At 63.4% G+C, this 15,444-nt stretch carries 10 protein-coding genes; 8 read left to right on the top strand and 2 right to left on the bottom strand.

From position 1 onward, the window contains the following. The first annotated feature begins 18 nt into the window (after nucleotides 1-18). From ACM6JM_RS22240 to ACM6JM_RS22250, 3 genes are read left to right on the top strand one after another with little or no spacing between them, the layout of a single operon-like run. Nucleotides 19-1,182, top strand: a complete 1,164-nt coding sequence (locus tag ACM6JM_RS22240; RefSeq protein ID WP_074687669.1) for an efflux RND transporter periplasmic adaptor subunit — start codon at nucleotides 19-21, stop codon at nucleotides 1,180-1,182. After that, on the top strand, nucleotides 1,183-3,156 hold the full coding sequence (locus tag ACM6JM_RS22245; protein WP_163974490.1) for a MacB family efflux pump subunit: 1,974 nt from the start codon (nucleotides 1,183-1,185) through the stop codon (nucleotides 3,154-3,156). A 7-nt stretch (nucleotides 3,157-3,163) separates the two neighbouring features. Continuing rightward, entirely contained in the window at nucleotides 3,164-4,558 is a 1,395-nt protein-coding gene (locus ACM6JM_RS22250; RefSeq protein ID WP_103386379.1) for an efflux transporter outer membrane subunit, read from the top strand. A gap of 58 nt (nucleotides 4,559-4,616) precedes the next feature. On the opposite strand, the gene ACM6JM_RS22255 is transcribed toward ACM6JM_RS22250, so the two are convergent. Then, on the bottom strand, nucleotides 4,617-6,242 hold the full coding sequence (locus tag ACM6JM_RS22255; protein ID WP_414882495.1) for a PvdJ/PvdD/PvdP-like protein: 1,626 nt from the start codon (nucleotides 6,240-6,242) through the stop codon (nucleotides 4,617-4,619). Between the two features lie 219 nt (nucleotides 6,243-6,461). Here ACM6JM_RS22255 and pvdM point away from each other — a divergent pair, with 219 nt between their 5' ends. The 5 genes from pvdM to ACM6JM_RS22280 all read left to right on the top strand — a co-directional run bounded on the left by pvdM (nucleotide 6,462) and on the right by ACM6JM_RS22280 (nucleotide 14,386). Next, a complete protein-coding gene (pvdM, locus tag ACM6JM_RS22260; RefSeq protein WP_039770100.1) occupies nucleotides 6,462-7,832 on the top strand; it encodes a pyoverdine-tailoring dipeptidase-like protein PvdM in 1,371 nt (456 codons plus the stop codon). After that, nucleotides 7,829-9,106, top strand: a complete 1,278-nt coding sequence (locus tag ACM6JM_RS22265; RefSeq protein ID WP_039770098.1) for an aminotransferase class V-fold PLP-dependent enzyme — start codon at nucleotides 7,829-7,831, stop codon at nucleotides 9,104-9,106. Before pvdM ends, ACM6JM_RS22265 begins: the two co-directional genes overlap by 4 nt. Nucleotides 9,107-9,145: 39 nt before the next feature. Beyond that, nucleotides 9,146-10,033: a formylglycine-generating enzyme family protein gene (locus ACM6JM_RS22270; protein WP_414882496.1), complete on the top strand. Its 888-nt coding sequence runs from the start codon at nucleotides 9,146-9,148 to the stop codon at nucleotides 10,031-10,033. A 109-nt stretch (nucleotides 10,034-10,142) separates the two neighbouring features. Continuing rightward, on the top strand, nucleotides 10,143-11,792 hold the full coding sequence (locus tag ACM6JM_RS22275; RefSeq protein WP_085667888.1) for a cyclic peptide export ABC transporter: 1,650 nt from the start codon (nucleotides 10,143-10,145) through the stop codon (nucleotides 11,790-11,792). A 113-nt stretch (nucleotides 11,793-11,905) separates the two neighbouring features. Then, nucleotides 11,906-14,386 carry a TonB-dependent siderophore receptor gene (locus ACM6JM_RS22280; RefSeq protein ID WP_134334395.1) on the top strand — a complete coding sequence of 827 codons (2,481 nt, stop codon included), beginning with the start codon at nucleotides 11,906-11,908 and terminating at the stop codon, nucleotides 14,384-14,386. Nucleotides 14,387-14,451: 65 nt separating this feature from the next. Here the strand turns inward: ACM6JM_RS22280 and ACM6JM_RS22285 are convergent, their stop codons facing one another. Then, nucleotides 14,452-15,408, bottom strand: a complete 957-nt coding sequence (locus tag ACM6JM_RS22285; protein ID WP_414882497.1) for an alpha/beta hydrolase — start codon at nucleotides 15,406-15,408, stop codon at nucleotides 14,452-14,454. Nucleotides 15,409-15,444: the final 36 nt, after the last annotated feature.

Here is a 15,444-nt window from a genome sequence, read left to right on the forward strand (position 1 = left end):
CACTGGCCGGAACCCTGCATGAAACGTCCCCGCCCCGCCCGACGCGCCCTGTTCGTTGCCCTCTGCCTGATCCCTGTCATCGCCGTTGCCGCGTGGCAGGTATTGCCGCCGGGCCGTGAGACCCTCGCCACTGTTCAAGTGACACGCGGCGATATCGAAAACAGCGTGACCGCACTCGGCACCCTGCAACCGAGGCGCTATGTGGATGTGGGCGCCCAGGCGTCAGGGCAGATCCAGAAAATTCATGTCGAGGCCGGCGATGCGGTCAAGGAAGGCCAGTTGCTGGTGGAAATCGACCCGTCCACGCAAAAGGCCAAGCTCGACGCAGGCCGGTTCTCCATCGAGAACCTCAAGGCGCAGTTGCAGGAGCAACGAGCCCAGCATGAGCTGGCGCAGCAAAAGTACCAGCGCCAGCAAAAACTCGCCGCCGGCGGCGCCACCCGCGAGGAAGACGTCCAGACCGCCCGGGCCGAAGTGCGCGCCACGCAGGCCCGCATCGACATGTTTCAGGCGCAGATCCGCCAGGCACAGGCCAGCCTGCGCAGCGACGAAGCCGAGCTCGGCTACACACGCATCTATGCGCCGATGTCCGGCACGGTGGTGGCAGTAGGCGCCCGGGAAGGCCAGACACTCAACGCGCAACAGCAGACCCCGCTGATTCTGCGGATCGCGCGGCTCTCTCCGATGACCGTATGGGCCGAGGTCTCCGAAGCCGACATCGGTCACGTCAAACCGGGCATGACCGCTTACTTCACCACCCTCAGCGGCGGCAGCCGGCGCTGGAGCAGCACCGTACGGCAGATCCTGCCGGTGCCGCCGCGTCCGCTGGAACAGAGCCAGGGCGCCAGCCCCACCAGCGGTCGCAGTGGTAGCGAACGGGTGGTGCTTTACACGGTATTGCTGGATGTCGATAACGCCGATAACACCCTGATGACCGACATGACCGCCCAGGTGTTCTTCGTTTCGCAACAGGCACAAAACACCCTGACCGTGCCCACCGCCGCCCTGCAACGCAGCGCTCGCGCGGACTGGCAACTGGCGCAGGTGGTCGCCGCCAATGGCGACATTCAGTCCCGGGAAGTGCGCACCGGCATCCGCGACCGCTTGCGCACGCAGATTCTTGAAGGGCTTGTCGAAGGCGATCATGTCCTGAGCAGCCCGGCCACCGGCAATGGAGGCTGAATGCAAACGCCCCTGATTGACCTGCGGCAGATCCGCAAAGCCTATGGCGGTGGCGACAGTCCGCGGGTGGAAGTGCTGCGCGGCATTGATCTGTCGATTCATGCCGGCGAATTCGTGGCGATCGTCGGCGCCTCCGGTTCCGGCAAGTCGACACTGATGAACATCCTCGGCTGCCTCGACCGACCGACCAGCGGCGAATACCTGTTTGCCGGTGAAGAGGTCGCGCGGCTGGACACCGACGCTCTGGCCTGGCTGCGACGCGAGGCGTTCGGCTTCGTGTTCCAGGGCTATCACCTGATTCCGTCCGGCTCGGCCCAGGAAAACGTCGAAATGCCGGCCATTTACGCAGGCACACCGGCCGCCGAACGCCACGCCCGGGCCCACGCGCTGCTGACTCGCCTGGGCCTTGCCGGCCGCACTGCCAATCGCCCGCACCAACTCTCCGGCGGGCAACAGCAGCGGGTGTCGATTGCCCGTGCGCTGATGAATGGCGGTCATATCATTCTCGCCGACGAACCCACCGGTGCGCTCGACAGCCACAGCGGTGCCGAGGTCATGACCCTGCTCGATGAACTGGCAGATCAGGGCCATGTGGTGATTCTCATCACCCACGACCGCGAGGTCGCGCAACGTGCCAAGCGCATCATCGAAATCCGCGACGGCCTGATCATCAGCGACACCGCCGATCCGTCATCGCCCCCCTCGCCCGCCGTCGGTTCCGGCGCATTGCAGGCCGTGGATCTGCGCGAGCGTCTGAACACCGGCAGCACCCAGACCGGCGCCTGGAAAGGCGAATTGGTGGACGCCGTGCAAGCGGCGTGGCGAGTGATGTGGGTCAACCGCTTCCGCACCGCGCTGACCCTGCTGGGCATCGTCATCGGCGTCGCGTCTGTGGTGGTGATGCTGGCGGTGGGCGAAGGCAGCAAGCGCCAGGTGATGGCGCAAATGGGCGCCTTCGGCTCCAACATCATTTATCTCAGCGGCGCTGCCCCCAACCCGCGCACGCCACCGGGCATCATCACCCTCGATGACGTCGCCGAACTGGCCGCCCTGCCCCAGGTGGAACGCATCATGCCGGTCAACGGCTCGACCGCCGGCGTGCGCTTCGGCAATGCCGACCACACCAGCTATGTGGGCGGCAATGACACCAATTTCCCGACCATTTTCAATTGGCCGGTGGTTCAGGGCAGCTACTTCACGCAAGCCGACGAAGACAGCGCCGCTGCCGTGGCGGTGATCGGCACCAAGGTTCGCGACAAACTGCTCAAGGATGTCGCCGATCCTGTCGGTCAATACATCCTGATCGAAAACGTACCGTTCCAGGTGCTCGGAGTCCTCGCTGAGAAAGGCTCCAGCTCCGGCGACTCGGACAGTGACAACCGGATCGCCGTGCCCTACTCCGCCGCCAGCATGCGCCTGTTCGGCAGCCGCAACCCCGAATATGTGGTCATCGCCGCGCGGGACGCCCGCAAGGTCAAGGAGGCGGAGCAGGCCATCGAGCAATCGATGCTGCGCCGGCACAACGGCAAAAGGGATTTCGAGCTGACCAACAACGCCGCCATGATTCAGGCCGAGGCGCGAACCCAGGGCACGCTGTCGCTGATGCTCGGCGCGATCGCCGCCATTTCCTTGCTGGTGGGCGGTATCGGCGTGATGAACATCATGCTCATGACCGTGCGCGAGCGCACCCGGGAAATCGGCATCCGCATGGCCACCGGCGCCCGTCAGCGCGACATCCTGCGCCAGTTCCTGACCGAGGCAGTGATGCTCTCGGTGGTCGGCGGCGTTGCCGGGATCAGCCTGGCGATGCTGGTCGGCGGTGTGCTGCAACTCAGCGGCGTCGCCATGGCGTTCCAGTGGATTGCGGTGTTCGGCGCCTTCGGTTGCGCGCTGGCCACCGGTGTCATCTTCGGCTTCATGCCTGCCCGCAAGGCCGCCCGGCTCGATCCGGTCAAGGCCCTCACCAGTGAATGATCGACCTATGAAAGCCCACCTGACACTTCTCGCCGCCAGCGTTTTGCTGGCGGCGTGCGGCAGCCCCGCGCCACGCCCCGACAGCGGCCTGCAACCACCGCCCGCCTGGCAATCGCCCGAACATCCCGGCGCCAGCCAAAGCGATCGACAATGGTGGACGCATTTCGGCAGCACGGAACTCGATCATCTGATCGAACAGGCCCGGCTGGGTAGCCATGACCTGGCCGCCGCAGTCGCCCGGGTGAGGCAGGCGCAGGCCAGCGCGACCATCGCCGGCGCGCCGCTGCTGCCCGAAGTCAAGGCCGGGCTGAATGCCAATCGGCAGAAACTCCTGCACGGCAAAGGCTACAGCCAGCTCGACGTGAACCCCGACAACCGCTCGCTGGATTACTACGACGCCGAGTTGAGTGCCAGTTACGAAATCGATTTCTGGGGCGGCAAACGCGCCGCCCGGGACAGCGCGGTGCTCGGTGTGCAGGCCAGCGAATTCGACCGTTCAACGGTGGAACTGACCCTGCAAAGTGCCGTCGCCAACAGCTACACCCAGGCCCTGGCGCTGCGCGAACAGGCGCGGATCGCCGAACTCAATCTGGTCAATGCGCAAAGTGTTCTGCATCTGGTGCAGACCCGCCACGACGCCGGCAGCGCCACCGCGCTGGAACTGGCTCAGCAGAAAAGCCTGGTCGCCGAACAACAACGCAAACTGCCGCTGGTACAACAACAGGCCCGCGAGGCACTGATCACCCTGGCCGCCCTGCTCGGCCATCCGGTGCAGGAGTTGCCGACACCCCGACAGGCGTTCGCCCAACTGCAATGGCCGGACATCGCCAGTGGTGTGCCCAGCGATCTGCTGCAACGGCGCCCGGACATCGCCAGCGCCGAAGCCAGACTGGCCGCCGCCCAGGCCGATGTGACCGTGGCCCGCGCCGCCATGCTGCCCAAGGTCACGCTGACCGCCAGCCTCGGCACCGGCGCGGACCTCGCATCGGATCTGCTGCGCACGACCTTCTACAACCTGTCCTCAGGTCTGGTGGCACCGATCTTCAACAATGGCCGCCTGCGTGCCGAACGCGACAAGGCCACGGCGCGCCAGGAAGAATTGCTGGAGACCTATCGCGGCGCAATCATCAATGGCTTCGCGGACGTGGAAAAAGCCCTGACGAGCATTCGCGGCCTCGATGAACAGCGTCAATGGCAAGGCGAGGAACTGCGCCAGGCACAGACCGCGTTCGACATCGCCCAGAGCCGCTATCAGGCCGGAGCCGAGGATCTGCTGACGGTGTTGCAGACTCAACGCACGCTGTATGCCGCCCAGGACATGAACGTGCAACTGCGGCTGTCACGCCTGCAGGCCAGCATTGCGCTGTACAAGGCGCTGGGCGGGGGTTGGCAAGTCATCTGAACAGCGCCTTGTTCAAGGCAAAAAAAATCGCAGCCCGACGCTGCGATTTTTTTTGCCTTCAGAGTTGTCGCCCCTTGACCTTCAGATGCCTGGCGTACCACGGCCGCTGCGGCACTTTGCGGAACAGGTCGGCCATGTTGTCTTCATCGCCGAACGTGATGCGCAATGCCAGCTTCATGGTTTCCGGGTCCATCTCCACCGAACGCCCCACCTGAAGGCCCGGAACGGTGCTGCAACCATGGGTGTCCGGGCCGAGCCACGGATCATCGACCTCGACCCAGCGCCCCGGTGCAAACCATGGCACGCCGTTGACTTGCAGACGGCTCACCTCACCCGGATGAAAGCGTTCGTGAGCGCGATACCAGTCTTCGATGCGGTCGTCGATCCAGCCATGGAATCGCCAGAACACCGGGTTCACATGGGAGGAAAACGGGTCGCCGAGAAAGTCGTTCTCCGGCGCGTACCAGCGCGCCGCGAAGTCAGCCTGATCCCGGGCCATCGGCACCGGAATATCGTTGGACGGATCACGGGCCACCGATGCCCAGCGCATGTGCAGCCAGTCGTGCAGACCCAGCTCGACTTCCGAGCCGAACTGGCCGAGCGTCAGCTTCGAGAGATAGCGCGGATCGGTGTACTGCGATTCCCAGACCTGGAAGTTGCTGTGGTAGGTCTCGGCCGTCTTGATGTCGCTGACCCACTTTGTGTATTCGTCATCGCCTTCGGTCAGCCAGGTGGGTGGCAAGGCGTCGCCGTCATGGTTGTCGAAGTAGCGGGCAAAACCCTGACGATCGCGCTCGAGCTCCGGTTGCGGCGCGGGGAATTTCAACCAGGACGGCAAGTCCTGCATCGAACGTGCAGTGCCCAACATGTGCCGGTGCATGAAGAAGAAGTCGATGCCCGAGCCGTTGCGATCCTTGCGCGGACCGCGCGCATCGCGCTCCTTGTAACGCGGGCCGGGTTGCCAGCCGATGCCGCGCAACGCATCGCGTTTTTTCTCGGACAGTTTGTGCCACTTGTCCCGCGAGGCATGCCAGAGCTGGTGAAACAGGCGATGCTCGGGCGACACCAGCCACGCCAGCAACGTCGGGTTCAGACCGGTTCGCTCACGAGCCTCGGGGAAACGGCGTTTGACGGCGATGAAACGGTTATCGAGCTCCGGCAGACCCAACGGCCGATCCAGGCGCAGCACCTGCCCGGTGAACGTGCCGCTGCCGGCATTGCCGAAGGCCGCCCAGACTTCGTCCAGTTTGACATCGAGCTCGTAGACCGCCGGCGCCTGTGGCTGGTCCGTGCGCATCAGACGCCAGTACAGCTGCGCGCCATTGCCCGAGACCAGATCGCCAATGACGTCATAGCGGGGCAACCCGTCGCTCCGCAACCGCGCGCCGGTGTCGAGACAGCCGCGCAAGCCGCGCCCGCGCTGGGCAATATCGAGAAACAATTCCAGGCCCTCACGGGGCAGGCCGTCGAGCCCGGCATCGGCGCCCGTGAAGCGGATGTCCCAAACACCGCGCAGGTTGTCGGCCAACTGCTGGCCGGCAGTGTCTGCCAGATCCACCGTGGCCTCGCCCGGCGTGACCGGCTCCTCCTCGCGGGTCAGCTCACGATGTGCATAAAAAGCGGCAGGCAGCGCAGCGCCCGTGAGTGCCATGCCCGCCATGAACCAGCGTCGAGAGATCGTCATTGCCCTACCTGTGTCAGCCATGAAGCAGGCTTTATCCAAGCTAGAACGTTTGCTGGTGCGACAAATTTATCGCCTGCCCGAAAAGATCCTCCGAAGGTCCGGACCGCGTTCGCGCGTTCTTTTGCCGCCTCGCTAAATTGTTTGCCTCCCCAGTCGTTCCTCCCAGATAGCAAAGGCCCCTGCGCCTGTACCTCGACGGCGAACCTGAATGAGATGGCAATGACAAAACCGCGTTCGAAAAAGGCTCTATACATCGGCCTGCCGCTGGCCTTGGCGATCAGCGCCGGTGCAGGCTTCCTGGCCTGGGATTACTGGTTCAGGGACAACCCCGGCTACCCGGTCAAGGTGATGAAACAGGCCACCGAACTGCAGGAACGGATCCTGTCGTTCGACAGCCATATCACCGTGCCCTTGAGTTTCGGCACCCATGGCAATGAAGCCGACAAGGACGGCTCCGGGCAGTTCGACCTGATCAAGGCCAACCGCGGACGGCTGTCCGGCGCCGCATTGACGGTCTTCGGCTGGCCGGAGATGTGGAACGGCCCGAACGCCCCGCACCGGCCTACCGACGGTTTCGTCGAAGAGGCCCGCAATCAACAGGAAGTGCGCTACAAGATCATCTCGGGCCTGGTGCGCGACTTCCCCAACCAGGTCGGCATCGCCTACACCCCCGACGATTTCCGCCGTCTGCACGGCGAAGGCAAGTTTGCGATTTTCATCAGCATGCTCAACGCCTACCCGCTGGGCAACGACCTGAGCAAACTGGACCTGTGGGCCGGTCGTGGCATGCGCATGTTCGGCTTCAGCTACATCGGCAACAACAGCTGGGCAGACTCCTCGCGCCCGCTGCCGTTTTTCAATGATTCCCCGGATGCGCTCGACGGCCTGTCGGATATCGGCAAACAGGCCGTGCACCGCCTGAACGACCTGGGCGTGATCATCGACGTCTCGCAGATGTCGACCAAGGGCCTGGAGCAGGTCGCGCAACTGAGCCGTACACCGCTGGTGGCTTCGCACTCGGCGCCGAGGGCGGCGGTGGACATTCCGCGCAACCTCAGCGACAAGGAGCTGCAACTGATCAAGAACAGCGGCGGCGTGGTGCAGGTGGTCGGTTTCTCGCAGTACCTCAAACCGCTGACCCAAGGCACCCAGGACAAACTCAATGCCTTGCGCGCCCGTTTCGATCTGCCGCCTCTGCCGAACCTGGCCATGGCGTTGATGCCGGGCGACCCGATCATCACCGCCTGGTCGGAACAGAAACTCGGCCAGTACGCCAGCGGCCTGTACGGGATTCTCGAAGAAGAACCGAAAGCCACCCTGAAGGACTTCGGCGACGCCATCGACTACACCGTACGCAAGATCGGCATCGATCACGTCGGCATCTCTTCGGACTTCAATGACGGCGGCGGAATCAAGGGTTGGGAGAACGTCGGCGAAATCCGCAACGTCACCGCCGAACTGATCCAGCGCGGTTACTCCGAAGCCGACATCGCCAAGCTGTGGGGCGGCAACTTCCTGCGGGTCTGGGATCAGGTGCAGAAAGCCGCCAAACCCGCACTGCTCTCCCGTCAGGACGCGACCCGACCATGACTGACCGCCGTACTTTTCTGAAACAGGCCGGCGTACTGGCCGCCGCTCTGCCTCTGGGTGTGAGCCTGGCTGAGCCGGCCCGCGCCGCCGCTTCGCCGCAGGACAAATGGGTGAAACTGCGCGGGCTGTTCGAACAGGACCCGGACGCGATCCACTTCGCCAACTTTCTGGTGACATCGCACCCAAGGCCGGTGCGCGAAGCCATTGCCCGCCATCGTGCGGACATCGACCGCAATCCGGGCCTGGCGATGGACTGGGATCTGGGCGTCACCGAACAGCGCGAAGAAAACGTGCGGGTCTGGGCCGGCCACTACTTGCAGGCCAGGCCGAGCCAGATCGCCCTCACCGGCAGCACCACCGAAGGTCTGGCGATGATCTACGGCAGTGTGCACGTGCGCCCGGACCAGGAAATCCTGACCACGGTTCACGAGCATTACTCCACCCGCAACATCCTCGACTTCCGCACCGCCCGCGACGGCACCCGGGTGCGCAAGCTCACGCTGTTCGAGAACCCGCAAAGCGTTTCGACGGATCAGGTGCTCGACACCATCAATCGCAACATCCGCCCCGAAACCCGCGTCCTCGGCATGACCTGGGTGCATTCGGGCAGCGGCGTGAAACTGCCGATCGCCGACATTGCCCGCCTCGTCGACGAACACAACCGAAACCGCGACGACAAGGACCGGATCATTTACGTGGTCGACGGCGTGCACGGCTTCGGTGTCGAAGACCTGAGCTTCCCGCAGATGAACTGCGATTTCTTCATCGCCGGCACGCACAAATGGATGTTCGGCCCGCGCGGCACCGGCATCGTCTGCAGTCGCAGCGACGAGGTGAAATACGTCAGCCCCAGCGTGCCGACCTTCTCCGAAGCCACGACCTTCGCCAAGACCATGACGCCCGGCGGCTATCACGCCTTCGAACATCGCTGGGCGGTGGACGAAGCGTTCAAGCTGCACCTGCAAGTGGGCAAGGCCGATGTGCAAGCCCGCATCCACCAGCTCAACAGCTATTTGAAACAGCGCTTGCAGGAGCAACCGGGCGTCGAGCTGGTGACCCCGGTCGAGCCGAAGTTCTCCGCCGGTTTCAGCTTCTTCCGGGTCAAGGGCCGTGACAGCGATGACATCGCCGCCCGCCTGATGAAACACCGCGTGGTCTGCGATGCCGTCAGCCGCGACGTCGGCCCGGTGATCCGTACCGCGCCCGGTCTGCTCAACACTGAAGCTGAAGTGGACCGTTTCCTCGATGTGCTGGGCAAGACGCTGCGCGCCTGAGCCCTGCGCCCCCGGTTTTACTTTAAACAGAGACGACTCATGAAAAAGCCTCACGCCTCAACCGCCTTCAAGGCATTGTCCGCACTGGCGCTGACCGCCCTGTGCGCGGGCCTGCTGCCGGGCACTGCCCTGGCAGCCACCCCGCCGGCACCCGGTAAAGTGTTCAAGGACTGCAAGGACTGTCCGGAAATGGTGGTGTTGCCGACCGGCAGTTACACCATGGGCACACCGGACGACGAAGTCGGCCGTGAACCCGACGAAGGCCCGCGACACGAAGTGACCTTCACCCGACCGTTCGCCATCAGCCGCTTTCAGGTGCTGGTCGGCGAGTGGGACGCATATGTCCGCGAGACCGGCGCCAAACCCTATGACTTCGATGATCGCCCGGGTCGCCGCTGCACCGCCGGCAAGCCCGAGTTCAAACAGACCAAACGCGACCCGGCCGTCTGCATGAACGTGGCCGAAGCCCAGGGCTACATCGACTGGCTGTCGAAAAAGACCGGCCACAGCTATCGCTTGCCGAGCGAGTCGATCCGCGAATACGCGGCCCGTGGCGGCAGCACCGGATCGTTCCCCTTCCCGTTCGACGAAGGCAGCGACTACCAGATTTCCAAACACGCCAACACCTACGGCGCCGCCGACGGTTACAACTTCACGTCCCCGGCCGGCACCTTCCCGGCCAACGCCTTTGGCGTGTACGACGCCCACGGCAACGTCTACGAATGGACGGCTGACTGTTATCACAAGGATTACTCCGGCGTACCCAACGACGGCCGTCCGTGGGTGCAGGAAAACTGCGAACGCCAGGTCATGCGCGGCAACGACTGGGGCGAGGCACCGGTGTTTTCCCGTTCCGGCAACCGCAACAGCAGCTGGCCGACCAGCAAGGGCGACTGGCTGGGCTTTCGCGTAGTGCGCGACCTCTGAGCCCGACTGTCAGCGACCGCAGCCCGTCTGCGGTCGTTTAAAGAAACCCCGTGACCATTCGTTTTCCTTACATACCGGCACTCCCTCCGCACCGAAGCAGGAATCCTCCATGACCAAGCCAACGCGTGGGGCGATCAACGAATTGTTCGCCCTGCTCAAGCCCTTCCGCCTGATTGTCTGCGTATCCATCGTGCTCGGCATGATCGGCGGCCTGAGCGTCACCGTGCTGCTGGCGACCATCAACAACGCCTTGCACTCGGCCGACGGACTGACCCGCACCGTGGTCATGATTTTCGCCGGGCTGTGCGCCCTGGCCTTGCTGACCACGATCCTGTCCGACATCGGCACCAACTACGTCGGCCAACACATCATTGCCCGCCTGCGCAAAGAGCTGGGGGAGAAAGTGCTGTCGGCGCCGATCGACCAGATCGAACGCTATCGCAGCCACCGCCTGATTCCGGTGCTGACCCACGACGTGGACACCATCAGCGACTTCGCCTTCGCGTTTGCACCGCTGGCCATTTCCATGACCGTGACCCTGGGTTGCCTCGGTTATCTGGCGATGCTGTCCTGGCCGATGTTCCTGATGATGCTGGTGGCAATCGCCATCGGCACCACCATTCAGGCGATTGCCCGGGCCAAGGGCATGCGCGGGTTTTACGCTGCGCGCGACTCCGAAGACGAGCTGCAAAAGCACTACAACGCGATCGCCGAAGGTGCCAAGGAGCTGCGCATCCATCGCCCGCGCCGCCAGCGCATGTTTGTGTCGGGTATCCAGAAGACTGCCGAAAAGATCTGCGACACCCAGATCAAATCGATCAACACCTTCGTGATTGCCAAGTCCTTCGGTTCGATGCTGTTCTTCGTGGTGATCGGTATGGCACTGGCCCTGCAATCGTTCTGGCCGAGCGGTGACAAGGCCGTGATGAGCGGCTTCGTGCTGGTGCTGCTGTACATGAAGGGCCCGCTGGAACATCTGGTCAGCACGCTGCCGATCATCAGCCGCGCACAAATCGCCTTCCGCCGGATTGCCGAATTGAGCGAGCAATTCTCCTCGCCCGAGCCGCACCTGCTGCTGCAAGACCAGGGCAACAAGCCCGGTGTCGTCAACCGTCTGGAATTGAACAATGTGCGTTATGCCTTCCCGCCAGTGGCAGGCAGCGAACCGTTCCGCCTCGGACCGGTCAACCTGCGCATCGAGCAAGGCGACATCGTGTTCATCGTCGGTGAAAACGGCTGCGGCAAAACCACCCTGATCAAACTGCTGCTGGGCCTGTATGCGCCGACCGAAGGCGAAATCCGGGTCAACGGCCAGCCGATCACCGCGTTGAACCGTGACGACTACCGACAGAACTTCACCACGATCTTTGCCGACTACTACCTGTTCGACGACCTGATTCAGGGAGACCGCGAAGTACCGCAGGACGCTACCCGCTACCTCGAACGCCTGGAGATCGCGCACAAAGTCAGCGTACGCGATGGCGCCTTCACCACCACCGATCTGTCCACCGGCCAGCGCAAGCGTCTGGCACTGGTCAACGCCTGGCTCGAAGAGCGCCCGGTGCTGGTGTTCGACGAGTGGGCCGCCGATCAGGACCCGACATTCCGGCGGATTTTCTACACCGAACTCCTGCCCGACCTGAAACGGCTGGGCAAGACCATCATCGTGATTTCCCACGATGACCGTTACTTCGACGTTGCCGATCAGCTAGTGCGCATGGAGGCCGGAAAGGTCAAAAGCGAACTGCAAACCGCTTGATCGACGAAGCCGCGGCCAGACCGGAAAAATATTTTCCGGTTTACCGCGGCTTTCTCGTCTTAATGAGATGAATAAGAACCATTAACAACTATACCTGCCAAGGTCTTAACCTCATGTCCGCATCCCGCTTCATGCTTCGCCCACTGACCCGAGCCCTGCTCATGCACGGTGCTACCCGCTCCCGTCTGGCCACCACCGGCCTGGGACTGGCAATGACGCTGGCCGTCACCCCGTATGTCCAGGCTCAGGAATGGAATCTGAACATCCCGGCGCAACCTTTGGTCCAGGCCCTGCAATCGCTCGGTCAGCAGACCAGCCTGCAAATCATCTACAGCCCGGAAAGCCTGCAAGGGCTGCGCTCCACCGCCCTGAACGGCCGGTATGCGGACGACAGCGCAATCGCGGCCATGCTCAAGGGCACCGGCATCCGTCACCAGCGTGACGGCAATACCGTGACCCTGCTGGCACCCGCCACCGGCAGCGCGATGGAACTGGCACCGACCAACATCGATGGGCAACGACTGACGGCCACTACCGAAGGCAGCAACTCCTACACCACCGGTGGCGTGACCATCGGCAAGGGCGTGCACTCGCTGAAGGAAACCCCGCAGTCGGTCACGGTCATGACCCGCAAGATGCTGGACGACCAGAACCTCAACACCATCGAACAAGTGATGGAAAAGACTCCAGGCATCACCGTTTACGACTCGCCCATGGGCGGCAAGTATTTCTACTCGCGCGGTTTCCGCATGACCGGCCAGTACCAGTACGACGGCGTGCCGCTGGACATTGGCAGCAGCTACGTACAGGCCGACAGCTTCAACAGCGACATGGCCATTTATGACCGCGTCGAAGTGCTGCGCGGTGCTGCCGGCATGATGAAAGGCGCAGGCGGTACGGCCGGTGGCGTCAACTTCGTGCGCAAGCGCGGCCAGGACACCCCGCACACCCAACTGTCGCTTTCGGCAGGCTCGTGGGACAACTATCGTGGTCAGGTCGACACCGGCGGCCCGCTGAACGACGCCGGCACCATCCGTGGCCGCGCCGTGGTCACCCAGCAGACCCGTCAGTACTTCTATGACGTGGCCAGCCGCAAGGACCAGATCTACTACGGTGCGCTGGACTTCGACCTCAGCCCCGACACCACCCTGGGCCTGGGCATGGCCTATGAAGACGTCGACGCCACACCTTGCTGGGGCGGTCTGCCGCGCTATGCCGATGGCTCCGACCTGCACCTCAAGCGCTCCACCTGCCTGAACACCTCGTGGAACAACCAGCGCAGCAAACGCGCCACCTACTTCGGCGACGTGAAACACCAGTTCAACGACGACTGGTCCCTGAAAGTGGCCGGGGTCTTCTCGCGCAACACCCAGGACATGGAGTACGCGTTCCCGAGCGGCGCGGTGCCGGTAGGCGCCACCAGCTCCAACACGCTGATGCTGGGGAGCATCTACGACTACGAGCAGACCGACTACGGCTTCGATGCCTACGTGGACGGCAAATTCGACGCGTTCGGCCAGCAGCACGAACTCACCGTCGGCGCCAACGCCAGCCGTTCCCACAAGGATGACTTCTACGCCGTGGCGGCCTTGCCACAGCGCCAGAACGTGCTGAACCCGAACCATCACCTGCCCCAGCCTGACGAAAGCTACTACCTGGCCAACGCCTCCCGGGGCGGTCCGGTGGACATGCGCATCAAGCAATACGGCGTTTACTCCACTGCCCGCCTGAAACTGGCAGACCCGCTGACCTTCGTGCTGGGCAGCCGTGTCAGCTGGTACAAGTCCGACACCGACTCCGTGCAGTACTTCCGCGGTGAAGGCACCCCGGTCAGCACCAAGTCCACCGAAACCGGACAGGTCACCCCGTTTGCCGGGCTGTTGTTCGACCTCAACGACAACCTGACCGCGTACGCCAGCTACACCGATATCTTCACCCCGCAAGGCGGCTACAAGACCATTGACGGCAGCACCCTCAAACCCCTGATCGGCCAGAGCTACGAGCTGGGGATCAAGGGCGAGTGGTTCGACGGTCGCCTGAACAGCTCCTTCAACCTGTTCCGCACCATTCAGAAAGATGCGGCCCAGGATGACCCGCGCTGTGAAGACAGTTCCTGCTCGCTGAACTCCGGCAAGGTCCGCGCCCAGGGCTTCGAAGCGGAAGTCAGCGGTGAAGTGATCGATCGCCTGCAACTGCTGGCCGGCTACACCTACACCCAGACCAAAGTGCTGGAAGATGCCGACGCCACCCAGGACGGCGTGGTCTACAACTCCTACGTACCGCGCCACCTGCTGCGCGTCTGGGGTGACTACAGCCTGAGCGGCCCTCTGGATCGCGTCACCATCGGTGCCGGCGTCAACGCCCAGAGCGGCAACTACCGCACCTCGCCACTGGGCGGTGACAACATCACCCAGTCGGGTTATGCGGTCTGGAACGGTCGCATCGGCTACCGCATCGATGACACCTGGTCCGTCGCCCTCAACGGCAACAACCTGTTCGACAAACGCTACTACGCCACGGTGGGCACCGAAAGTTTCGGTAACTTCTACGGCGATCCGCGCAACTTCGTGATGTCGGTCAAAGCCGACTTCTGATTACAGCGCCCATGAAAAAACCCCGCATTGCGGGGTTTTTTCTGGTCTGCGAATTGGTCTGGGGTTCAGTTCAACGCGCGATTCAGCGCACGGCTCAGGGTTTCGTGTACCTGCAGGACATCGGGCATCACCGACGCCAGCCTGAGCAAATCGTGGGTCAACCCCGGGCAGTGCTCGAGCTCGACGCTCACACCGTGCTCACGCAACTTGTCGACATACGCCTGGCCCTCATCGAGCAGCGGATCGAACCCGGCCAGCACGACAATGGCCGGGGCGACGCCACGCAGATCTTCGGCCAGCAACGGCGAGAAACGCCAGTCCTGATAATCTTCCGGGGTGCGCGCGTAATGCCCGTAAAACCAGTCCAGTGTCTCGTCTTCCAGCAGATAGCCTTCGCTGAACAAGGTACGCGAATCATGGGCACGCGAAGCGTCGGTGACCGGATAGCACAACAACTGAGCCTTGGGCGCGATGGCCACGGTGTGCGGCTGAACCACCGCTTGCACCGCGAGTACGGTGGCCAGCGTGGCCCCGGCGCTGTCACCGCCGAAGGCGACCCGGCCCGAGTCCAGGCCCAACGAAGCCGCGTGTTCGGCCAGCCACGACAAAGCGTCCTCACCGTCTTCCAGTGCCGTCGGGAAACGGTGCTCCGGCGCCAGTCGATAGCCCACGGAGAGCACCGCGCACGGCGTGCGCCGGCAGAACTCGCGACACACGCCGTCATGGGAATCGAGGCTTCCAACCACAAACCCGCCACCGTGGAAATACACCAGCACCGGCATTAGCGCCGACACACCGTGCGGGCGATAAAGACGCAGTGCCAGCGGCGCACCGTCCCGGGCGGTAGCGCTGATGGCCTGCACGTCCAGGTCTTCGGGCGCCGTCCAGCGCAACTGCACAGTGGTCTGTTCGAAGGTGTCCCGGGCCTGGGCCGGGGTCATTTGGTGCAGCGCCGGCAGACCGGCATCCTGGCTGTCTTGAGCCAGGTCGAGAAAGGCTTCCAGATCAGGGTGTAACGACATCGCGAAGATCCTTGTATCAGCAAAAAAGGGGCGCGC

The sequence above is a fragment of the Pseudomonas sp. IT-P2 genome (assembly GCF_949767575.1).
Lineage (GTDB): Bacteria > Pseudomonadota > Gammaproteobacteria > Pseudomonadales > Pseudomonadaceae > Aquipseudomonas > Aquipseudomonas pharyngis.